The organism is Pseudomonas bharatica CSV86, from assembly GCF_000319305.2.
In the GTDB taxonomy this organism is placed as follows: domain Bacteria; phylum Pseudomonadota; class Gammaproteobacteria; order Pseudomonadales; family Pseudomonadaceae; genus Aquipseudomonas; species Aquipseudomonas bharatica.
Genome location: NZ_AMWJ02000002.1, coordinates 2,382,934 through 2,404,780, shown reverse-complemented (window position 1 = coordinate 2,404,780; position 21,847 = coordinate 2,382,934). Strand labels below are relative to the sequence as shown.

Sequence of the window (21,847 nt, the reverse complement as noted above, 5' to 3'; positions counted from 1 at the left end):
GCGGGGCAGTTGAACTGTAGACCGCGTTAAACAGCGAAACGTTACCCGAGCTTCGCTTCCTCGCCCAATAGACGAATGGCGTTTTCCCCGACCTTGCGCACCGCCGCCTCGATGGTCGGGGTCGGCCGCGCCGCGTAGTTCATGCGCAGGCAGTTGCGGTGCTTGCCCGACGCGGAAAAGATGCTGCCCATGGCGATCTGTACGCCCTGCTCGAGCAGCAGGCGATTCAGTTTCAGGGTGTCGCACTCTTCCGGCAGTTCGACCCAGAGCAGGAAGCTGCCCTGGGGCCGGCTGACCCGGGTGCCTTCGGGGAAATAGCGGGCTACCCAGTCGATCATCTGGTCGCGGCCGCGCTGGTATTGGGCGCGCATGCGTCGCAGGTGAGGCTGGTAGTGGCCGGCCTCGATGAAGTCGGCGATCGCCAACTGCGGTTGGGTCGCGGTGCTGCCGGTGCTGATGTACTTCATGTGCAGCACGCGCTCCAGGTAACGCCCAGGCGCCACCCAGCCGACGCGCAGGCCAGGAGCCAGGGTCTTGGAGAAGGAACTGCAGAGCAGGACGCGTCCGTCATCGTCGAAGGACTTGATCGTCCGCGGACGAGGGTAGGTGTAGGCAAGGTCGCCATACACATCGTCTTCCAGAATCGCCACGTCGAAGCGCTGCGCCAGGCTCAGCAGGGCACGCTTGCGCGCCTCGGGCATGATGTAGCCAAGCGGGTTGTTGCAGCTCGGCGTCACCTGGATCAGCTTGATCGGCCACTGCTCCAGGGCCAGTTCCAGGGCTTCGAGGCTGATGCCGGTGAGCGGGTCGGTGGGGATTTCCATGGCCTTCATGCCCAGGCCCTTGAGGGTCTGCATGGCGCCATGGAAGCTCGGCGAATCCACCGCGACGATGTCGCCCGGCTCGCACACCGCGCGGATGCTGGCCGACAGCGCTTCATGGCAGCCGGTGGTAATCACCAGGTCGGCGGCATCGATGGTGCAGCCGGAGTCGAGCATCAGCCGCGCGACCTGCTCGCGCAGGGCCTGGGTGCCGCTGATGGTGTCGTAGTACAGGCCGGGCATGTCCTGCCGGCGGCTGAGCTGGGCGAGGCTGCGCAGCAGGGGTTTCAGGGTCGGGCTGTTGACATCGGGCATGCCCCGGCCGAGCTGGACAATGTCCTTGCGCGGCACGCTGCGTACCAGCTCCACCACATGTTCCCATTGAGAAATATCCACGGGCCGCTGGGCTGGCCGGCCGACTGCCGGCAGGGCGGGCAGGGTGCGGTGCTGCGGCACGAAATAGCCGGATTTCGGGCGTGGTGCCACCAGGCCGTTATCCTCCAGCAGGCGGTATGCCTGCTGGACCGTACTCAGGCTGACCCCATGCTCCAGGCTCAAGGCCCGAACCGATGGCAAGCGGTCCCCGGGACGATAAAGGCCCTGTTCGATACGGGCACCGAGCAGCTCGGCGAGGTTGACGTACAGGGTCATGGGTCGTACTCCGGGAAAATGCTGTAGGAAATAACCAGTACAGATTTCGGAAAAATACATCATTCAGAGAGGAAATGTAGAAATCTGTATGAAGAAAATTCCGATAGTTTGAATCTGTAATGTCTTTCGCCACACGCGCATCCTGTGTTCACGGTTTACAAACCCTGGAGGTAAGACGCGATGAACGGCCTGAGCGATGTGCGCTTGAAACTGTATGGCAGCGAAGTGGAGCGGGCGCAGCGCAACGCCCGGCTGCGCGGGCCATGGTTCATGGGCACCGTGCGCTTGTGGATGCATCGCTGGAAAACCCGACAGGCGTTGCTGGAACTCACGACTGCGCAGTTGAAGGACATCGGGTTGAGCAAGGCCGATGCGGTGGAGGAGGGGCTCAAGCCGTTCTGGCGCGAGTGAAGTCTTGTGGCGTTTTTGATGGCCTCATCGCTGGCAAGCCAGCTCCCACAGGGTCTGCGGTGCACGCGATACCTGTGGGAGCTGGCTTGCCAGCGATGAGGCCATCAGCAACATTGAAGAGCTCAAACCAGCGCCTTGAGTCGATGCCACAACATCCCCAGCGCCAGCAACGGCGAGCGCAAATGCTTCCCGCCCGGGAAGGTGATATGCGGCACCTGGGCGAACAGATCGAAACGCCCACTCTCCCGCCCACTGATCGCCTCGCCCAGCAACCGCCCTGCCAGGTGCGTGGCGTTCAGGCCGTGTCCGGCGTAGGCCTGGGCGTAATACACATTGGGCTGCTCGCGCAGGCGGCCGATCTGCGGCAGGCGGTTGGCGCCGATGCCGATCATTCCGCCCCACTGGAAGTCGATACGCACATCCGCCAGTTGCGGGAACACCTTGAGCATCTTCGGGCGCATGTAGGCGCCGATGTCCTGCGGATCGCGCCCGGAGTAATGGCACGCGCCACCGAACAGCAAGCGGCGGTCGGCCGAAAGGCGGAAGTAATCCACTGTCACCTGCTGGTCGCAGACCGCCATGTTCTGCGGCAGCAGTTGCCGGGCGAGGTCCTCGTCCAGCGGCTCGGTGGCGATGATGTAGCTGCCGGCTGGCAGTACCTTGCCGCCGAGCACGGGGTTCAGGTCATTGAGGTAGGCGTTGCAGCACAGCACCAGGGTTGCGGCGCGGACGCTGCCCTGGGCGGTGTGGACCTTGACCTCGGGACCATAGTCGATGCGGGTGACCGGCGACTGTTCGAAAACCTGCACGCCGAGCGCGCTGGCCACGGCCGCTTCACCCAGCGCCAGGTTGAGCGGGTGCAGGTGCCCTGAGCCCATGTCGATCAAGCCACCGGCGTATCGATCCGAGCCGATCACGTCATGCATCCGCTCCGGCGGTACCAGGCGCAGTTCGTGGCGGTAGCCAAGGGCGCGCAGGGCTTCGGCCTCTTCGGCGAAGCCGTCGAATTCGCGGGGTTTGTTGGCCAGGTCGCAATAGCCCCAGGTCAGGTCGCAGGCAATGCCGTGGCGCTCGATCCGCTGGCGGACGATCTCCACCGCCTCCAGGCCCATCAGCTTCATCTGCTTGACGCCGTCGGCACCGATGACCGGCTCGAACTGCTCGAGGCCGTGGCCGACCCCGCGTATCAACTGCCCGCCATTGCGCCCGCTGGCGCCCCAGCCGATCTTGCGTGCTTCCAGCAGGATCACACTGAAGCCGCGCTCGGCCAGTTCGATGGCGGTGTTCAAGCCGGAATAGCCGCCGCCGACCACACAGACGTCGCAGCGCTGTTCGCCGTCCAGCCGCAGGTAGTCCGGCTGTGGGACGCTGCTGGCGGCGTAGTAGGAAGCGGTATGCATTTAGTGTCGTCCCGGGGTAATGGGTAGAAAGGCGGGCAGCATAGGTGGTGCTTCCGGGCGCAGGCAACCGTCGGGCAAAATAGCGGCCTTCTTTCCTTTGGCGGTTCCGTTCCATGGCCTGCAACAGTCACAAAATCCGATTTCTGCGTGAGCAGATTCCGTCCTTCGAGTGCGTGCCGGGTTGTCATGACTGCTGTGGGCCGGTGACCACATCGACCGAGGAAATGGCCCGGCTGCCGCGCAAGAGTGCCGAGGAGCAGGAGGCGGCGCTGGCCGAACTGAACTGTGTGCACCTGGGGCCGCAAGGGTGCACGGTGTATGAGGAACGGCCGTTGATCTGCCGGTTGTTCGGGACCACGCCGCGCTTGCCATGCCCGCGGGGGCGGGCGCCGGAGGAGATGATTGACCCGGGGGCGGAGCGCCTGGTGCATCAGTTCATTGCCACTACCCGGCAGGTGCTTGTGTGAAGGCTTCGGGCCTCATCGCTGGCAAGCCAGCTCCCACAGGTTCAGCGTCGCCGCGGACCTTGTGGAGCTGGCTTGCCAGCGATGAGGCCCGCAAGATCAATCCGGAATCGGCAGGCTCAGGCTCTCCTTCACCTCTTCCATCACGATATAGCTCTTCGACTCCCGCACATGGGGCAGCTTGAGCAGGATGTCGCCGAGCAGCTTGCGATACGACGCCATCTCGGAAATCCGCGCTTTCACCAGGTAGTCGAAATCCCCCGATACCAGATGACACTCCAGCACATGGGGCAGCTTGAGCACCGCCCGGCGGAACTCCTCGAAGGTGTCGCCCGACTTGTAGTCCAGGCTGATCTCGACGAACACCAGCAGGCTGCCCTTGAGGTGCTGCGGGTTGAGCCGGGCGTTGTAGCCCATGATGATGCCCTCGCGCTCCAGCCGGCGTACCCGCTCGGTGCACGGGGTGGTCGACAGGCCGACCTTTTCCCCCAGCTCGGTGAAGGAAATACGCCCGTCGCTTTGCAGTATCCGCAGGATATTGCGGTCGATCTTGTCCAGCTCGCGCTTGCTTTGGTGCTGGGTTCTCATAGTGGATGCCCCTTTGTAAAAGCCGACTTTGCCGAGAATTCTCGCCAAATATAGGTTTTTATATAGTGAAATGCACTGCCTCTAGTTTTTTAAACTGCGCTCATCCATGCCATTCACAAGATTGTGCGGTGCGCCGCCTCGAGGGTTTACAACATGCGCGTTCTGGTACTCGGTAGCGGTGTGATCGGAACCGCCAGTGCCTACTACCTGGCCCGGCAAGGTTTCGAAGTCGTTGTGGTCGACCGCCAGCCGGCGGTGGCCATGGAAACCAGTTTCGCCAATGCCGGCCAGGTGTCGCCAGGTTATGCCTCGCCCTGGGCCGCGCCTGGCGTGCCGCTGAAAGCCATCAAGTGGTTGCTGCAGCGTCATGCGCCGCTGGCGATCAAGGCCACCGGCGATATCGACCAGTACCTGTGGATGGCACAGCTGCTGCGCAACTGCACCGCCAACCGTTACGCCGTGAACAAGGAACGCATGGTCCGGCTGTCCGAATACAGCCGCGATTGCCTTGACGAGCTGCGCGCCGAGACCGGCATTGCCTACGAAGGTCGCAGCCTCGGCACCACCCAGCTGTTCCGCACCCAGGCCCAGCTCGACAACGCTGCCAAGGACATCGCCGTACTCGAACAGGCCGGCGTGCCTTACGAGCTGCTGGACCGCGACGGTATCGCCCGGGTCGAGCCGGCCTTGGCCAACGTCTCCGATATCCTCGCCGGTGCCCTGCGCCTGCCCAACGACCAGACCGGCGATTGCCAGTTGTTCACCACCCGCCTGGCGGAGATGGCCGTCAAGCTCGGCGTCGAGTTCCGCTTCGGCCAGAACATCCAGCGCCTCGACTTCGCCGGCGATCGCATCAATGGCGTGTGGATCGACGGCAAGCTGGAAACCGCCGACCGCTACGTGCTCGCCCTGGGCAGCTACTCGCCGCAACTGCTCAAGCCGTTGGGCATCAAGGCGCCGGTGTACCCACTCAAGGGCTACTCGCTGACCGTGCCAATCACCAACCCGGACATGGCCCCGACCTCGACCATCCTCGACGAAACCTACAAGGTTGCCATCACCCGCTTCGACAACCGCATCCGCGTTGGTGGCATGGCCGAGATCGCCGGTTTTGACCTGTCGCTGAACCCGCGCCGGCGCGAAACGCTGGAGATGATCGTCAACGATCTTTATCCTTTGGGCGGCAACCTGCGCGAGGCCGAGTTCTGGACCGGCCTGCGCCCGACCACCCCGGACGGCACGCCGATCGTCGGCGCGACAGCGTTCCGCAACCTGTTCCTCAATACTGGTCATGGCACCCTCGGCTGGACCATGGCATGCGGCTCGGGTCGCTTGCTGGCCGACCTGATGGCGCGCAAAAAGCCGCAGATCAGCCCCGAAGGGCTCGACATTTCCCGTTACGGATACACTCAGGAGACCGCCAAGCATGGCAATCCAGCGCCAGCTCACCAATGAACGCATGAGCCAGATCGTTGCCCATAACGGCACCGTGTATCTCGCGGGCCAGGTGGGCAACGACATGAACGCCGGGATCGAACAGCAGACCCGGGAAACGCTGGGCAATATCGAGCGCCTGCTGGACCTGGCCGGTACCGACAAGACCCGCCTGCTCTCGGTGACCATCTACCTGAAGGATATCGATGCCGATTTCCAGGGCATGAACGCGGTCTGGGACAAATGGCTGCCCAAGGGCGTGGCTCCGGCCCGGGCGACGGTGCAGAGCAAGCTCTGCGAGCCGGAAATCCTCGTTGAAATGTCCGTGGTCGCTGCGCTCTCGTAACCCTCCTCTCTTCTGCCCGGTGTCGTTGCGGCACCGGGTCTTTTTCATCCACGAACAGACTGCCAGAAGGCTGCCGTCATGCGTCCCGCCCGTGCCCTGATCGACCTCCAAGCCCTGCGACACAACTACCGCCTTGCCCGCCAACTGTCCGGGGCCCGTGCCCTGGCGGTTATCAAGGCCGATGCCTACGGGCACGGCGCGCTGCGCTGCGCCCTGGCCCTGGAGCCGGAGGCCGACGGTTTTGCCGTGGCCTGCATCGAGGAAGCACTGGCACTGCGCGAGGTGGGGATCAAGGCTCCGGTGCTGCTGCTCGAAGGCTTTTTCGAGGCCAGCGAACTGGAACTGATCGTCCAGCACGACCTCTGGTGCGTGGTGCATTCGCTGTGGCAACTGGAGGCGATCGAGAAGGCCAGCCTGGCCAGGCCGATCCAGGTCTGGCTGAAGATGGACACCGGCATGCACCGCGTCGGCCTGCATCCGCGGGACTACCAGGCGGCTTACCAGCGCCTGCAGGCCAGCGGCAAGGTGGCGAAGATCGTCCTGATGAGCCACTTCGCCCGCGCTGACGAACTGGACAGCAACACCAGCAACGAGCAGGTCGCGGTTTTCGACGCAGCGCGTCAGGGCCTGAAGGCTGAAACCAGCCTGCGCAACTCACCCGCCGTGCTTGGCTGGCCACAGGTGCCGAGTGACTGGGTGCGACCGGGCATCATGCTCTACGGTGCCACGCCGTTCGATACCGATCAGGCCGAAGCCGCGCGCCTGCAGCCGGTGATGACCCTGGAATCGAAGGTCATCAGCCTGCGCGAGTTGCCGGCGGGCGAGCCGGTGGGCTACGGCGCGCGTTTCGTCAGCCCGCGTCCGACCCGGGTCGGCGTGGTCGCCATGGGCTATGCCGACGGCTATCCGCGCCATGCCCCGACCGGCACGCCGGTGCTGGTAGCCGGCAAGCGTGCCCAGCTGATAGGCCGGGTGTCGATGGACATGCTTTGCATCGATCTCACCGACGTACCCGAAGCCGGCCTCGGCAGTAGCGTGGAGCTGTGGGGCAAGCGCGTCCTGGCCAGCGATGTCGCCAGCCAGGCCGGCACCATCCCCTACCAGATCTTTTGCAACCTGCGGCGGGTGCCTTTGGTCTATACCGGAGAGTAGCGCCATCACTGACGAGCTGCGGGTCGAAGTGTTGTAAATACTGAACGCTGTTGCGATGATGGCGCACATTTTCGACCCCCATTCATTCGTCAGGAGGCTCCAGCATTGGACGTCGGTGAACGACTACAAGCCATTCGCAAGATCAGGGGCCTCTCCCAGCGGGAGCTGGCCAAGCGCGCGGGTGTCACCAACAGCACCATCTCGATGATCGAGAAGAACAGCGTGAGCCCTTCGATCAGCTCGTTGCGCAAGGTGCTGAGCGGTATTCCCATGTCGATGATGGAGTTCTTTTCCGAAGACCTGCTGCCGGAGATCCCGACGCAGATTGTCTACAAGGCCCACGAACTGATCGACATTTCGGACGGCGAAGTGACCATGAAGCTGGTCGGCAACGGCCACCCGAGCCGCGCCATCGCCTTCCTCAACGAGATCTACCCGCCGGGCGCCGATACGGGTGAAGAAATGCTCACCCACGACGGCGAAGAGACCGGCATCCTCCTCGAAGGCAGGCTGGAGCTGGTCGTCGGCCTGGAAACCTTCATCCTCGAGGCCGGCGACAGCTACTATTTCGAGAGCACCAAGCCACACCGTTTTCGCAACCCCTTCGATGAGCCGGCCCGGCTTATCAGCGCCGCCACCCCGGCGAACTTCTGACAGTCAGGGTGGCGCGGCTGATTGTCGCGGATAAAGCCCTTTATTTAATGTGGTTGTTCCGGTGAGTCAGGGTTCCCGCTATACTTGCGCCGCCTGCGAATCCGTGGCCGCGGGCGTGACTAGCCACCATGAGGGTGTACGTGTGAATCCAATCAAGAAAATGCTGGCTATACCAGCTACCGTAGTGGCCCTTTGGGCAGTCAGTGCCCAGGCTGCAACCAACGACGATATCGCCAAGCGCCTGGAACCGGTCGGTCAGGTCTGCGTCCAGGGCCAGGAGTGCAAGGGCATGGAAGTCGTGGCTACCGCAGGTGGCGGCGGCGCCAAGACCCCGGATGAAATCATCGCCAAGCACTGCAACGCCTGCCACGGTTCCGGCCTGCTGGGTGCGCCGAAGATCGGCGATACCGCCGCGTGGAAAGAGCGCGCCGACCACCAGGGTGGTCTGGACGGCATCCTCGCCAAGGCCATCACCGGCATCAACGCCATGCCACCCAAAGGCACCTGCGCCGACTGCTCGGATGACGACCTCAAAGGCGCCATCAAGAAGATGTCCGGCCTGTAAGCCTCCGCGCTTCCCGCCTCGAAGCCCGCCTTGTGCGGGCTTCGTCGTTTCCGGGCTGTGCAGTAATTTGCACGTCGCTTCGGTCCAAGCTGTACTCAACGAATCCGACGGAGAGCCGACAGCGTGCGCATCTATTCGATCGAAGCCGCAGTGGATCAGGTACTGGCGCAATTACCGGCCCACATTCACATGGGCCTGCCACTGGGCCTGGGCAAGCCCAACCGCTTCGTCAATGCGCTGTATGCCCGGATTCGCGAGCTGCCGGAGCGTCGGCTGACGATCTATACGGCGTTGTCGCTCGGCCGCCCCGACCTCGGCGATGGCCTGCAACGGCGCTTTCTCGAACCCTTCGTCGAGCGAATCTTCGCCGACTACCCGGAGCTGGATTACCTGCGCGACCTGCGTGCCAGCCGCCTGCCGGCCAATATCCGTGTCGAACAGTTCTTCATGCAGCCCGGCAGCCTGCTGCACAGCGCGCAGGCGCAGCAGGACTACGTCAGCAGCAACTACAGCCATGCGGCGCGGGACATCAATGCCAAGGGCCTCAACCTGATCGCCCAGATCGTCGCCGAGGATGGCGAGCGGCCCGATCACCTGAGCCTGAGCTGCAATCCCGACATCACCCTCGACCTCCTGCCGATGATCGAGCGCCGCCGCGCTGCCGGTGAAACCATCCTTCTGCTCGGCCAGGTACATGCCGGCCTGCCCTATATGCCGGGCGCCTCAGAGCTGAAGCGGGAACAGTTCGACCTGCTGATCGACGAGCCCGAGCGGACCCGACTGTTTTCCACGCCGAACATGCCGGTCAGCACCCAGGATCATCTGATCGGCGTATACGCTAGCACCCTGGTGCGCGATGGCGGCACGCTGCAGATCGGCATTGGCGCCATGGGCGATGCGCTGACTGCGGCCTTGCTGGCCCGGCAGGCGGACAACGAAGCCTACCAGGCGCTGCTCGGCGAGTTGCGCCTGGCGCCCTGGCATGGGCTGATCGAGCGCGAGGGCGGGGTGATGCCTTTCGCCAGGGGGCTTTATGGTTGCAGCGAGATGCTGGTCAACGGCCTGCTGGCGTTGTTCGAGGCGGGCATCATCCGCCGTCCGGTATACCCCGATGCGGTGCGTCAGCAGGCGGCCAACACGGGCGCGGCGGACACCGAGGACGGCGTGCTGGTGCATGGCGGCTTCTTCCTCGGGCCGCAGGCCTTCTATCAGCGGCTGCGCGAGATGCCGCTGGCCCTGCGCAAGCGCATCGACATGGGTGCGATCAGCTTCATCAACGAGCTGTATGGGCAGGAAGCGCTCAAGCGCCTGCAGCGCCGCGATGCGCGCTTCATGAACACAGTGTTCACCATGACCTTGATGGGCGCCGGGGTGGCCGACCAGCTGGAGGACGGGCGGGTGCTCAGCGGCGTCGGTGGCCAATATAACTTCGTCGCCCAGGCCCATGCGCTGGAGGGCGCGCGTTCGGTTCTGCTCCTGCGTTCGTGGCGCGAAGCGGGCGGTGAGGTGAGTTCGAATATCGTCTGGGACTATGGCCACTGCACCATTCCCCGGCACCTGCGCGATGTGGTGGTGACCGAATATGGTATCGCCGATCTGCGCGGGCAGACCGACGCCGAGGTGATCGCCCGGCTGCTGGCGATCAGTGATTCACGCTTCCAGCCGCAGTTGCTGGCCCAGGCCAAGAAGGCCGGGAAATTGCCGGAGGGCTTCGAGCTGGACCCGCGTTACTGCGACAACACCCCGGAGCGCCTGGAGGCTCTGCGCGGGCGGCATGCGCGGTTGTTCCCGGAGTATCCGCTGGGGTGTGATTTCACGGCCGAGGAGCGGGACCTGCTGCGGGCGCTGAACTGGCTGAAGAGCAAATTCAAGCTCAGCGAAGCGCTGGAACTGGGCAAGGCGGCGCTGGACGCGCCTCCGGCCGAGGACTGGTCGGCGCAGTTGGCGCGGATGGGGCTGGAAAAGCCGGAGGGGTTGAAGGAAGAGGTGTACCAGCGGCTGGTGTTGGCGGGGTTGCAGGCTACCGCGCATGGTTTGGCTGTTTGAGTGACCGTGAGGGCCTCATCGCTGGCAAGCCAGCTCCCACAAGGATCGCATGCACCGCTGGACCTGTGGGAGCTGGCTTGCCAGCGATGAGGCCCTCAAGACCACCCAAAAACCCGAATATTCTTATTTCTTAAAGGTATTTAAATAATTTTTCTTATGCCTTTATAGTCAATCCCCTGCGTACCTGCCGACCAATCGGCGCGCCGCACGAACACGAACCAACACGGCGAAACCGTGAGTTTCTGATCGATGCGCGCTCCATTGGGCGCGCTCTGCGCGGGAGTTAAACATGTCAGCGGCCTCCAACGCCTTGTCGTCCATCGACAGCGCACAGCAGCAACCCTTCGAGATCCGGCCTTTCAACGGCGCAGTCGGCGCCGAGATCATCGGCCTGGACCTGGCGCAACCGGTGAATGGCGAAGACTTCGCCAAGATCCACCGGGCCCATCTCGACCATCATGTCCTGGTCTTCCGCGACCAGCGCATCACCCCGGAACAACAGATTGCCTTCAGCCGTCGCTTCGGCGTGCTGCAGATCCATGTACTCAAGCAGTTCCTGCTGGCCAATCATCCGGAAATCCTCATCGTTTCCAACATCGTCGAGAACGGCCAGAACATCGGCCTCGGCGATGCCGGCAAGTTCTGGCACTCGGACCTGTCCTACAAGGAACTGCCGAGCCTGGGGTCGATGCTGCATGCCCAGGAACTGCCCAGTGAAGGCGGCGATACCTTGTTCGCCGATATGCACAAGGCCTGGGACGGCCTGCCGGAAGCATTGCGCAAGGCGGTCGAAGGCCGTCAGGCGGCGCATTCCTACACCGCGCGCTACAGCGAGACCAAGTTCGAAGGCAATTGGCGCCCGACCTTGACCGCCGAGCAACTGGCCCAGGTGGCCGAAGTCATCCATCCCGTCGTGCGCACCCATCCGGAAAACGGGCGCAAGGCGCTGTTCGTCAGCGAAGGCTTCACCACCCGCATCGTCGGTCTGCCCGAGGATGAAAGCCGGCAGATCCTCGCCGAGCTGTACGCCCACAGCGTGCTTGAGCAGAACATCTACCGCCATCAGTGGCAGCCCCATGACCTGGTGTTCTGGGACAACCGCTCGCTGATCCACCTTGCCACCGGCTGCCCGGCGCACCTGCGTCGCAAGCTGTACCGCACCACTATCCAGGGCGACGCCCCGTTCTGATCCGTCGAGGACTCATCATGCGCAAGACTCTCAGCCGCCTCGCGGCCGGTATCGGCCTGAGCGCCAGCCTGATCGCCGGCAGCCTCGTCGCTCCGGCCACGGCCCAGGCCGAAGGCGAAATCCGTATCGCCGAACAGTTCGGCATCGTTTACCTGTTGCTCAACGTGGTTCGTGACCAGAACCTGATCGAGAAGCACGGCAAGGAACAAGGCATCGATATCAAGGTGGACTGGACCCAGCTTTCCGGTGGCGCCGCGACCAACGACGCGCTGCTTTCCGGCTCGGTGGATATCGTCGGTGCCGGCGTCGGCCCGCTGCTGACCATCTGGGACCGCACCTACGGCCGGCAGAACGTCAAGGCCGTGGCTTCGCTCGGCAACTTCCCGTACTACCTGCTGAGCAGCAACCCGAACGTGAAGACCATCGCCGACATCAGCGAGAAAGACCGCATCGCCTTGCCGGCGGTAGGTGTCTCGGTGCAGTCGCGCTTCCTCCAGTACGCCGCGGCCCAGCAGTGGGGCGACAAGGAGTACAACCGTCTCGACAAGTACACCCTGGCCGTTCCGCACCCGGACGCCACTGCCGCGCTGCTCGCCGGCGGCACCGAGCTCAACGGTCACTTCTCCAACCCGCCGTTCCAGGAGCAGGCGCTGGCCAACAAGGACGTGCATGTCGTCCTCGATACCTATGAGCTGCTCGGCCCCAACTCGCCGACCGTGCTGTTCACCACCGAAAAATTCCGCAAGGACAACCCGAAAACCTACAAGGCCTTCGTCGATGCCCTCGCCGAAGCGGCGGATTTCGCGCAGAAGGACAAGGCCGCGGCGGCCGACACCTATATCCGCGTGACCAAGGCCAAGATCAGCCGCGACGAGCTGCTGAAGATCATCGACAACCCGAAGTACGAATTCACCATTACGCCGAAGAACACCTACAAGCTGGGGGAGTTCCTCTACCGCGTCGGTGCGATCAAGCACAAACCCGAGTCGTGGAAGGACTACTTCTTCCAGGATGAAAAGCCGCTTCAGGGGAGCTGAGTTCATGACCGCCCAACTGCAAGGCCACACGGCCAGCAAGCTGAGCCGAGTAGACACCCCACCGTTGTTGCAGGTGGATAACCTCAGCCTGGAATACCGCACCGCGCAGCGCGTGGTGCGGGCCACCCACCAGGTCAGTTTCGAAGTGGACAAGGGCGACCGCTTCGTTCTGCTCGGGCCCTCGGGCTGCGGCAAGTCCACCTTGCTCAAGGCGGTCGGCGGCTTCATCGCGCCGAGCGAAGGCAGCATCCGCCTGCAAGGGCAAGCGGTGCATGGGCCGGGTCCGGACCGCATCGTGGTGTTCCAGGAGTTCGACCAGTTGCCGCCCTGGAAGACGGTGAAGCAGAACGTCATGTTCCCGCTGCTGGTCTCGGGCACCCTCAAACGCGCCGAGGCCGAGCAGCGCGCCCTGGAATACCTGGAGAAGGTCGGCCTGGCGGCTTTCGCCGACGCTTATCCGCACACGCTATCCGGGGGTATGAAGGCGCGGGTGTCGATCGCCCGGGCCCTGGCCATGCAGCCGAAGATCCTGCTGATGGACGAACCCTTCGCCGCCCTCGACGCCCTGACCCGGCGCAAGATGCAGGAAGAACTGCTGGCGCTGTGGGAGGAGGTGCGCTTTACCCTGCTGTTCGTCACCCACTCCATCGAGGAAGCGCTGGTGGTGGGTAACCGTATCCTCCTGCTGTCGCCCCATCCGGGCCGCGTGCGTGCCGAGATCCACAGCCATCAGTACGACCTGCACAGCCTCGGCGGCGCCGATTTCCAGGCCAGCGCGCGGCGTATCCATAGCCTGCTGTTCGAAGACGGCCAGGCGCCGGTCGCCGATGCCGAACTGGGTTTCACCGATATCCGTATCGCCTACTGACCGGGAGCCTTGTCATGACGATCCAATCTTCCCCGCGTCGGGAATACGAAATTGCCCTGCAGCCATGGGACGGCGTCGCGCTGGAGCGCGAGCTGCCGCTGGTCCAGCGCTTGTGGCAACACGGCTGGCTGCGCAAGAGCGTGATCCTGCTGTTGATCGCCATCCTCTGGGAAGCCGCCGCCCGCTACCAGGGCAACGACCTGCTGCTGCCGACCTTCCTGCAAACCGCCCAGGCCCTGTGGGACGGCATGATTAGCGGCGAGTTGCCGGCCAAGGTCGGCGTGTCGCTGGTGGTGCTGGTCAAGGGCTATGTGCTGGGCATCATCCTCGCCTTCGGCCTCACCAGCCTGGCGGTTTCGACCCAGTTCGGCCGTGACCTGCTCGGCACCCTGACCTCGATGTTCAACCCGCTGCCGGCCATCGCCCTGCTGCCGCTGGCGCTGCTGTGGTTCGGGCTGGGCGAGAACAGCCTGATCTTCGTCCTGGTGCACTCGGTGCTGTGGGCGCTGGCGCTGAATACCTACGCGGGGTTCCTCGGGGTCAACGAGACGCTGCGCATGGCCGGGCGCAACTACGGCCTGCGCGGGCTGCGCCTGGTGTTGCATATCCTGGTGCCGGCGGCGCTGCCGTCGATTCTTTCCGGGTTGAAGATCGGCTGGGCCTTCGCCTGGCGCACGCTGATCGCCGCCGAGCTGGTGTTCGGCGCTACCAGCGGCAAGGGCGGGCTGGGCTGGTACATCTTCCAGAACCGCAACGAGCTGTACACCGACAAAGTCTTCGCCGGGCTGGCGGTGGTGATCCTGATTGGCCTGCTGGTGGAAGGCCTGGTGTTCAACGCGCTGGAGCGCGTGACCGTGCGCCGCTGGGGCATGCAGCGCTGAATCAGTCTTGCTGATACGCCGCCGCCGCATTGCTCAGGGTCTGCGAGATCAACTGGCGCAAGGCCGGCGGCTGTTCCACCACCAGCTCATCGCCCTGGCTCAGCAGCCACCAGCGCAGGCTCCAGCTATTGCTGACCGTGGCCTGGAGGCGGTGGCCGTGTTCCAGGTCGGTCAGTTGCATGTCCGGTGACAATGGCGTCTCCTGCATGCGTCGGGCGAGGTTGTCGCTGACCCAGGCCTGCAGCTCGATCTTCTCCGCGCTGCCGAACTGCAGGGCATCGCTGCGCAGGTAGGCTTGCAGGTCGAAGTCGTCCAGGCCCAGGGCCGGGCTGTCCAGCACGCTCAAGTGGCGGAAACGGTGTACGGCGAACTGGCGGATATCGCTGTAGGGCTGGGCCGTGGCGATCAGGTAGGCGACCTGGCCGCGCTGGATCAGGGCCAGCGGATTGAGGGTCAGGTCGACGGTGCGATCGTTATGCGCCGAGTAATACAGGCCCTGCAACTGATGCTCGTCGAGCAGCGCCTTTTGCACCGTTTCAAGGATGTTGTCCGGCACCTCGGGCGCGCGCATGTTCATCTCCGGCCGCACACTGGCGACCTTGTCCAGCCAGCGCGCGGCCTTGTTTTGCGCCGACAGGGTTTCGAGCTTTTGCCGGGCATGGGCGAAGCGGGCATCCAGGCCCTTGAGCATGCTGCCGGGCAGCAGCGGCCGCACGGCTTCCTCCACCAGCGCCAGGCTCAGTGCTTCGCTGACGCTCAGGCCACGCAACTCTACGCAGGCATTCGCTGCCCAATACCAACCATAGGGAATGCTGCGGTCGTTGCGCTCCAGCGGAAAGATCAACGACAGCTCGTTGAGATCGCGCTCGATGCTGCGCTTGCTGATGGTGAAGCCGGCGTCCTTCAGGCGCATCACCAGCTCCGCGCTGGTGATGCCCGGCGAGCGGCTGGGCAACTGGCGCAGCAATTCCCATTGACGACTGAGGGTGGCGCGTGTGGTAGCGGAGGGCAAAACGGTGAGTCCTTGTCTAGGCTTGCGGCAAAAGCAGGGTATTCGCCACATGATATGGCAATTTGCCATTAATTTATCCATTCAAGGATGAACCGTTGAATCGCTCCGACGAACGTGTTCGCGACAGGTTTTGTCGTGACGCTGCGCACAATCACGCCTCGACGCCCAGAAGGAAGCCAAGAAGGAGGGCGGTTCCATGAGGATGAACATGTCTGCTGCCAGCAATATCTATTCTCTGCTCGGGCGCCTGTTGCCGGAGCGTGTGATGCCTGCGCCCGGGCCTGCCCGTGTGCGGCGCCTCTACAGCGGTGTTGGCATGCCGGCGCAGCGCGCGGCGCTGGGGGAAAGCTTCAGCCTGGTCAGCCTGCTGGACGAAGCGCACGACCTGCAGACGGTGTATGCCGACCTGCGCAGGCAGGCGCTGGATGGCAGCGTGGCGGCGCTCAACGACCTTGGCTGGATCTGGCTCAACGGCCGTTACTGGCGCGCCGATCCGGTGCTGGCCGGGCACCTGCTGCGCATGGCGGCGTTGCAGGGCAGTGCGGTGGCCTGGTTCAACCTCGGCCAGCAGCACTATTTCGGCAAGGGTGTGCAGGTTGCCTATGCCAACGCCGCCGAGTACTACCGGCATGCCTTCGAGGCGGGGCTGGCGGAGGCGGCAGCGGCGTTGGGAGACCTGTACGAGGAAGAGGTCTGCGACAGCGACAGCGACTCCAACCCCTGGCAGATGGACCCGCGACAAGCCTATGAATGGTTCATGCGCGGCGCGCAGCGCGGAGATGCCCGGTGTCGCTTCGAGGCGGGGTATCGCTTGCTGCACGGGCTCCAGGTGGACAAGGACAGCCGTGCCGGGGTGTATTGGCTGGAACTGGCGGCGGTGGCCGGGGTGATGCAGGCGGCGGAAGAACTGGCCCTGCATTTCCAGACCGGGGGCAATGAACTGCGCTACCTGTTCTGGCGCGACCAGGCGATCGGCCTGGGCAGCCCGCTGGCGTTGGCGATGAAGGTCGAGGATCAGTTGCGTACCTAGCAAGAACACCGTGGTCCCTGTGGGAGCGGGTTTACCCGCGATTGCAATAGTGAATTCACCATCGCAATCGCGGGTAAACCCGCTCCCACAGGTACGCGTAGATCGGTATCTCTCCCAGACGGCTATTGACGCTCCCCGCACCTTCGAAGGATATTAATAGTTAGCAAACTATGAATATTCCCCGATGAAGCTCGAAGCACTGCAAATGAACACCAGCAGCGGCATGGTCATGGCCAGCCGCAGTTGGCGACGCATCTGCCAGACCACCCTGGCGCGCTTTGGCATCAGCGAGGCCTGCGCCGTACCGCTGCTGATGATCCTGCGCCTTGGTGACGGTGTGCATCAGGTCGCGGTGGCCCAGGCGGTGGGGGTGGAAAGCCCGTCGCTGGTGCGTCTGCTCGACCAGCTATGCAGCGCCGGTTATGTCCGGCGCTGCGAAGATCCAGGTGACCGCCGGGCCAAGGCCCTGTCCCTGACCGACGAAGGCCGCAGCCTGGCCGAAGCCATCGAAAGCGAACTGGTGCGCCTGCGTCGCGACGTGCTCAAGGACGTCTGCGCGGCAGATCTGGAGGCCACCCTGCGCGTGGTCAAGGCCTTCGAAGAGGCGGCGCAACGTTCGCCGGGCCTTCCCCTGTGAAGCACTTCTTCAGCTCGATGCCGCCCGCGCGCGACTGGTTCTACGGTGTGCGCACCTTCGCCGCATCGATGATCGCCTTGTACATCGCCCTGCTCCTGCAATTGCCACGACCTTACTGGGCGATGGCGACTGTCTATATCGTCTCCAGCCCTTTTGTCGGGCCGACCAGTTCCAAGGCCCTGTACCGTGCCGTTGGCACCTTGCTCGGCGCCGCCGGGGCGGTGTTCCTGGTGCCGCTGCTGGTTCAGGCGCCGGTGTTGCTGACCCTGGCCGTGGCCCTGTGGACCGCGACCCTGCTGTTCCTCTCCCTGCACCTGCGCACCGCCAACAGCTACACCCTGATGCTGGCCGGCTACACCCTGCCGATGATCGCCCTGCCAGTGGTGGACAATCCCCAGGCGGTGTTCGACATCGCTTCGTCCCGGGCCCAGGAAATCTGCCTGGGTATCGTCTGTGCAGCGGTGGTCGGTGCGGTGTTCTGGCCGCGCCGCTTGACCCCGGTATTCGTTGGCGCCACCGGCAACTGGTTCGGCAGTGCCATCGACTACTGCGACATCTTTCTTGCCCGCAATGTGCCTGCCGACACCGTGGCCGGCCTGCGCGGTTCGATGGTGGCGACCTTCAACACCCTGGAAATGATGATCGGCCAGCTATCCCACGAAGGGGCGCGGCCGCAGACGGTGAAGAACGCCCGCGAGCTGCGTGGGCGCATGATCCACCTGCTGCCGGTGGTCGATGCCCTGGATGACGCCTTGCTCGCCCTCGAAGGCCGTGCACCGGAGCAGGCCGCGCAACTGGAAGGGCTTCTTGCACAGGCGCGCGAATGGCTGAAGAGTACCGCGACGCAAGCCCCGGTAGCGCGCTGGGCGGCCCTGCGCGACCAGCTCGAACGCCTGCAGCCCAGCGTCGCCGAACTCGACCAGCGCCCCGGGCTGCTGCTGTCCAACGCCCTTTACCGCCTCGGTGAATGGATCGACCTGTGGCAGGACTGCTGCAGCCTCAAGCACGCCATCGCCAATGAAGACCTTTCGCCCTGGCGCGCGGTGTATCGCCATTGGCGCCTGGGCCGCCTGACGCCTTTCTTCGATCGCGGCCTGATGCTGTATTCGGTGTTTTCCACCTTCAGTGCCATCGCCGTGGCCACCGGCCTGTGGATCGCCCTGGGCTGGGCCGATGGCGCCAGCGCGGTGATCCTCGCGGCAGTGGCGTGCAGCTTCTTCGCCGCCATGGACGACCCGGCGCCGCAGATCTACCGCTTCTTCTTCTGGACCACCCTGTCGGTGGTGTTCGCCAGCCTGTATCTATTCCTGGTCCTGCCCAACCTGCATGACTTCCCCATGCTGGTGCTGGCCTTCGCCGTGCCCTTCATCTGCGTCGGCACCCTGACCGTGCAGCCGCAGTTCTACCTCGGCACCTTGCTGACCATCGTCAACACCGCCTCCTTCATCAGCATCCAGGGCGCTTACGACGCGGATTTCCTCGCTTTCGCCAATGCCAATATCGCCGGCCCGGTGGGCCTGCTGTTCGCCTTTATCTGGACACTGGTGATGCGCCCGTTCGGCGTCGAGCTGGCGGCCCGGCGCCTGACGCGCTTCAGTTGGCGCGACATCGTCGGCATGACCCGCCCAGCCACCCTCGCTGAACACCGCCGCCTCGGGGTGCAGATGCTCGACCGCCTGATGCAGCACCTGCCACGCCTGAGCCAGACCGGCCAGGACAGCGGCGCGGCCCTGCGGGACCTGCGCGTGGGCCTTAACCTGCTGGACCTGCTCGCCTACCTGCCACGGGCGACCCCGGAGCCTCGGGCGGCGCTGGAAAACGTCATCGAGGAAGTCGGCGGCCACTTCCAGGCCTGCCTTGACGCCGGCGAGCGCCAGCACGCCCCGGCTGTGTTGCTGGGCAGCATGGAAAAGGCCCGTCGCGCCCTCAATCTCGACGCCATGGAAGGCTGCGCCGAAGCGCGCCTGCATTTGCTCCATGCCCTCAGCGGCCTGCGCCTGGCGTTGCTGCCGGGTGTGGAGGTGGTGCTGGAGCCCGATCCGCAATCGCAACTGCCCTATGGCCTCGACGGAGCACCCCTGTGATCGGTGAACTGGATATCAGCGGGGTATTCCTGCCCACGCTGCTGGTGATGATGCTGGTCAGCTACCTGCTGTTCCTCGGCATCCACGCAGTGCTCAACCGCCTGCACTTCTACCGCCTGGTCTGGCACCGGGCGTTGTTCAACGTTGCGCTCTACGCCGTGCTCCTTGGCACGCTGGACCACTTTTGCCGAAGCCTGATGCTGCCATGAAGAAACCGTTTTTGACCCTGGGCCGTGTGGTCCTGACGCTGCTGGTTGTGACCCTGGCGACCGTGCTGGTCTGGCAGATGGTCCTGTACTACATGTTCGCTCCCTGGACCCGCGACGGGCATATCCGTGCCGACGTGATCCAGATCGCTCCCGATGTCTCCGGCCTGATCCAGGAGGTCGCGGTGCGCGACAACCAGCCGATCAAGCGTGGCGAAGTGCTCTTCACCATCGACCAGGACCGCTTCCGCCTGGCCCTGCGCCAGGCGCAGGCGACACTGGCCGAGCGCAAGGAAAGCCTGGCCCAGGCCCAGCGCGAAGCCAGGCGCAACAAGGGCCTGGGCAACCTGGTCGCCGCCGAGCAACTGGAAGAGAGCCAGTCGCGCCAGGCCCGCGCCCAGTCGGCGCTGGACGAGGCCCAGGTGGCCGTGGATGCGGCGCAGCTCAACCTTGACCGTTCGGTGGTCCGCAGCCCGGTCAACGGCTACCTCAACGACCGCGCGCCGCGCGCCCACGAGTTCGTCAGTGCCGGGCGTCCGGTACTGGCGGTGGTGGACAGCGAGTCGTATCACGTCGATGGCTATTTCGAGGAAACCAAGCTCTCCGGCATCCATGTCGGGCAGGCCGTGGATATCCGCGTGATGGGCGACAACACCCGGCTGCGCGGCCATGTGCAGAGCATCGTTGCCGGTATCGAGGACCGTGACCGCAGCAGCGGCGCCAACCTGTTGCCCAACGTCAACCCGGCCTTCAGCTGGGTACGCCTGGCGCAACGGATTCCGGTGCGCATTGCTTTCGACGAAGTACCGGCGGACTTCCGCCTGATCGCCGGACGCACCGCCACGGTGTCGATCATCGAGGACACCCGGCAATGAAAAGGCTGTCGCTGCTTGGCTTGAGCCTGCTGCTCTCGGCCTGCCAGATGGTCGGGCCGGATTACCGGTTGCCGGAGAAGGCCGCCTTCAATCGTAATGACCTGCAAGGGCAACTGCGCGCCGACGCCGACAGCGTGGTTTCGGCGCCGGTGCCGAAGGACTGGTGGCGGCTGTATCGTGACGAGCGCCTGGATGCCCTGGTCAACCAGGCGCTGGCGGCCAACAGCGAACTGCGCGTGGCAGCGGCGAACATCGCCCGGGCCCGGGCGCAGGTCGAGGAAGCCGAGGCGCAAGGCGGCTTCAACGGTGGCGTCAAGCTCGGCGCGCAGCGCCTGCAGGAGTCTGGCGAGGCCTTCCTGCTGGCGGACAAGGTGCCGGTGGCGAACATCGGCGAGGCGATCATCAGCGCGTCCTACCAGTTCGACCTGTGGGGTACGTTGAAGCGTGGCGTCGAGGCGGCCCAGGCCAATGCCGACGCCGTGCAGGCCGCGGCAGATACAGCGCGGATCACCGTGGTGGCCGATGTGGTGCGGGCCTATACCCAGGTCTGCGCGGCCAACGAGGAATATCACATCGCCCGCGAGTCGCTGGACCTGCAGGACCAGAGCGTCAGCCTGACCCGGCGCCTGCGTGATGCCGGGCGTGGCGATGAAACCCAGGTGACCCGTACCGAGACCCGCTTCAAGTCGCTGCGCGCCGAGTTGCCGCGCTACCAGGCGGCGCGGGACGCGGGGCTGTACACCTTGTCCATGCTGCTGGCCAGACCGGTGGACCAGCTTCCGGCGGGGACTGCCGATTGCGCCGAGCTGCCGCATATCGCCCGGGTGTTGCCGGTGGGTGACGGCGCCGCGTTGCTCAAGCGGCGCCCGGATGTACGCCGGGCCGAGCGCATGCTGGCGGCGTCCACCGCGACCATCGGCGTGGCGACCGGGCAGTTGTATCCGGATATCAGCATCGGCGCGCAGGTGGGCACCATCGGTATCCTGGAAAACCTCGGCAAGCCGGCAACCAACCGCTGGGGCTTCGGCCCGCTGCTGACCTGGACGGTGCCGACCAATGGCTCGCGGGCGCGGATCCGCGAAGCCGAGGCCGGCACCCAGGCGGCGCTGGCCAACTTCGACGGCGTGGTGCTGAACGCCATACGCGAAACCCAGACCAGCCTGTCGCAGTACAGCGCCTTGCTGGATCGGCGCGATGCGCTGGAAGAGGCGGAGCGCTCGGCGAAGCTGGCGGCGGACCAGACGCACCGGTTCTACCAGGCCGGACGGGCGTCGTTCCTCGCGGATCTGGAGGCAACCCGGACCTATACCGATATGCGGGCGCAACTGGCGACGGCGAATACCCAGGTGGCGATGGGGCAGATCGGGTTGTTCCTGGCACTGGGTGGTGGCTGGTAGGCCGCCATCGCTGGCAAGCCAGCTCCCACAGGGTGCTGTGGGAGCTGGCTTGCCAGCGATGAGGCCCTAAACAACACCACAACTTACCTGGCCTAAACT

Annotated in this window: 22 protein-coding genes; 18 read left to right on the top strand and 4 right to left on the bottom strand. The window is 64.5% G+C overall.

The features are described from left to right. Positions 1–41: 41 nt before the first annotated feature. Positions 42–1,472 (bottom strand): aminotransferase-like domain-containing protein, encoded by a 1,431-nt coding sequence (locus CSV86_RS24880; protein ID WP_167654038.1) that lies wholly within the window; start codon positions 1,470–1,472, stop codon positions 42–44. A 180-nt stretch (positions 1,473–1,652) separates the two neighbouring features. Between CSV86_RS24880 and CSV86_RS24875 the strand changes: the two genes are divergently transcribed. Next, positions 1,653–1,883 (top strand): DUF1127 domain-containing protein, encoded by a 231-nt coding sequence (locus CSV86_RS24875; RefSeq protein WP_009396601.1) that lies wholly within the window; start codon positions 1,653–1,655, stop codon positions 1,881–1,883. A 122-nt stretch (positions 1,884–2,005) separates the two neighbouring features. Here the strand turns inward: CSV86_RS24875 and CSV86_RS24870 are convergent, their stop codons facing one another. After that, positions 2,006–3,283, bottom strand: coding sequence for an NAD(P)/FAD-dependent oxidoreductase (locus CSV86_RS24870; protein WP_009396599.1), 1,278 nt, complete (start codon positions 3,281–3,283; stop codon positions 2,006–2,008). 113 nt (positions 3,284–3,396) lie between these two features. On the opposite strand from CSV86_RS24870, the gene CSV86_RS24865 reads away from it, so the two are divergent. Then, complete coding sequence (locus CSV86_RS24865) at positions 3,397–3,750, top strand: YkgJ family cysteine cluster protein (RefSeq protein WP_009396598.1); 354 nt, start codon at positions 3,397–3,399, stop codon at positions 3,748–3,750. Positions 3,751–3,846: 96 nt separating this feature from the next. Here CSV86_RS24865 and dadR read toward each other — a convergent pair whose 3' ends face one another. Next, positions 3,847–4,335, bottom strand: a complete 489-nt coding sequence (gene dadR, locus CSV86_RS24860) for a transcriptional regulator DadR (protein ID WP_009396597.1) — start codon at positions 4,333–4,335, stop codon at positions 3,847–3,849. A gap of 153 nt (positions 4,336–4,488) precedes the next feature. On the opposite strand from dadR, the gene dadA reads away from it, so the two are divergent. From dadA to CSV86_RS24810, 10 genes are all read left to right on the top strand, one after another. Next, entirely contained in the window at positions 4,489–5,790 is a 1,302-nt protein-coding gene (dadA, locus tag CSV86_RS24855; RefSeq protein WP_009396596.1) for a D-amino acid dehydrogenase, read from the top strand. Continuing rightward, positions 5,762–6,115 (top strand): RidA family protein, encoded by a 354-nt coding sequence (locus CSV86_RS24850; protein WP_009396595.1) that lies wholly within the window; start codon positions 5,762–5,764, stop codon positions 6,113–6,115. Before dadA ends, CSV86_RS24850 begins: the two co-directional genes overlap by 29 nt. A gap of 78 nt (positions 6,116–6,193) precedes the next feature. Continuing rightward, positions 6,194–7,267 carry an alanine racemase gene (alr, locus tag CSV86_RS24845; protein WP_009396594.1) on the top strand — a complete coding sequence of 358 codons (1,074 nt, stop codon included), beginning with the start codon at positions 6,194–6,196 and terminating at the stop codon, positions 7,265–7,267. 105 nt (positions 7,268–7,372) lie between these two features. After that, positions 7,373–7,921: a cupin domain-containing protein gene (locus CSV86_RS24840; RefSeq protein WP_009396592.1), complete on the top strand. Its 549-nt coding sequence runs from the start codon at positions 7,373–7,375 to the stop codon at positions 7,919–7,921. 160 nt (positions 7,922–8,081) lie between these two features. Further along, on the top strand, positions 8,082–8,486 hold the full coding sequence (locus CSV86_RS24835; RefSeq protein ID WP_009396587.1) for a c-type cytochrome: 405 nt from the start codon (positions 8,082–8,084) through the stop codon (positions 8,484–8,486). 189 nt (positions 8,487–8,675) lie between these two features. After that, on the top strand, positions 8,676–10,532 hold the full coding sequence (locus CSV86_RS24830; RefSeq protein WP_376699773.1) for an acetyl-CoA hydrolase/transferase C-terminal domain-containing protein: 1,857 nt from the start codon (positions 8,676–8,678) through the stop codon (positions 10,530–10,532). A gap of 289 nt (positions 10,533–10,821) precedes the next feature. Beyond that, positions 10,822–11,721 carry a TauD/TfdA dioxygenase family protein gene (locus CSV86_RS24825; protein WP_009396583.1) on the top strand — a complete coding sequence of 300 codons (900 nt, stop codon included), beginning with the start codon at positions 10,822–10,824 and terminating at the stop codon, positions 11,719–11,721. A gap of 17 nt (positions 11,722–11,738) precedes the next feature. Continuing rightward, positions 11,739–12,758: an ABC transporter substrate-binding protein gene (locus CSV86_RS24820; RefSeq protein WP_009396581.1), complete on the top strand. Its 1,020-nt coding sequence runs from the start codon at positions 11,739–11,741 to the stop codon at positions 12,756–12,758. A 4-nt stretch (positions 12,759–12,762) separates the two neighbouring features. Beyond that, positions 12,763–13,626 (top strand): ABC transporter ATP-binding protein, encoded by an 864-nt coding sequence (locus tag CSV86_RS24815; protein WP_009396579.1) that lies wholly within the window; start codon positions 12,763–12,765, stop codon positions 13,624–13,626. A gap of 14 nt (positions 13,627–13,640) precedes the next feature. Further along, positions 13,641–14,507, top strand: a complete 867-nt coding sequence (locus CSV86_RS24810) for an ABC transporter permease (RefSeq protein ID WP_009396577.1) — start codon at positions 13,641–13,643, stop codon at positions 14,505–14,507. 1 nt (position 14,508) lies between these two features. On the opposite strand, the gene CSV86_RS24805 is transcribed toward CSV86_RS24810, so the two are convergent. After that, positions 14,509–15,519, bottom strand: coding sequence for a helix-turn-helix transcriptional regulator (locus tag CSV86_RS24805; RefSeq protein ID WP_009396575.1), 1,011 nt, complete (start codon positions 15,517–15,519; stop codon positions 14,509–14,511). 208 nt (positions 15,520–15,727) lie between these two features. Here CSV86_RS24805 and CSV86_RS24800 point away from each other — a divergent pair, with 208 nt between their 5' ends. From CSV86_RS24800 to CSV86_RS24775, 6 genes are all read left to right on the top strand, one after another. Beyond that, positions 15,728–16,549 carry a tetratricopeptide repeat protein gene (locus CSV86_RS24800; RefSeq protein ID WP_037059343.1) on the top strand — a complete coding sequence of 274 codons (822 nt, stop codon included), beginning with the start codon at positions 15,728–15,730 and terminating at the stop codon, positions 16,547–16,549. Positions 16,550–16,733: 184 nt separating this feature from the next. Beyond that, positions 16,734–17,186 carry a MarR family winged helix-turn-helix transcriptional regulator gene (locus CSV86_RS24795; protein ID WP_009396570.1) on the top strand — a complete coding sequence of 151 codons (453 nt, stop codon included), beginning with the start codon at positions 16,734–16,736 and terminating at the stop codon, positions 17,184–17,186. Then, on the top strand, positions 17,183–19,270 hold the full coding sequence (locus CSV86_RS24790; protein ID WP_009396568.1) for an FUSC family protein: 2,088 nt from the start codon (positions 17,183–17,185) through the stop codon (positions 19,268–19,270). Before CSV86_RS24795 ends, CSV86_RS24790 begins: the two co-directional genes overlap by 4 nt. Beyond that, the gene (locus CSV86_RS24785) at positions 19,267–19,479 is read left to right on the top strand and encodes a DUF1656 domain-containing protein (protein WP_009396566.1); all 213 of its coding nucleotides are present in this window, start codon (positions 19,267–19,269) and stop codon (positions 19,477–19,479) included. The genes CSV86_RS24790 and CSV86_RS24785 overlap by 4 nt, the downstream gene beginning before the upstream one ends. Further along, complete coding sequence (locus CSV86_RS24780) at positions 19,476–20,351, top strand: efflux RND transporter periplasmic adaptor subunit (RefSeq protein WP_009396564.1); 876 nt, start codon at positions 19,476–19,478, stop codon at positions 20,349–20,351. The genes CSV86_RS24785 and CSV86_RS24780 overlap by 4 nt, the downstream gene beginning before the upstream one ends. Next, on the top strand, positions 20,348–21,748 hold the full coding sequence (locus CSV86_RS24775) for an efflux transporter outer membrane subunit (RefSeq protein ID WP_009396562.1): 1,401 nt from the start codon (positions 20,348–20,350) through the stop codon (positions 21,746–21,748). The genes CSV86_RS24780 and CSV86_RS24775 overlap by 4 nt, the downstream gene beginning before the upstream one ends. Positions 21,749–21,847: the final 99 nt, after the last annotated feature.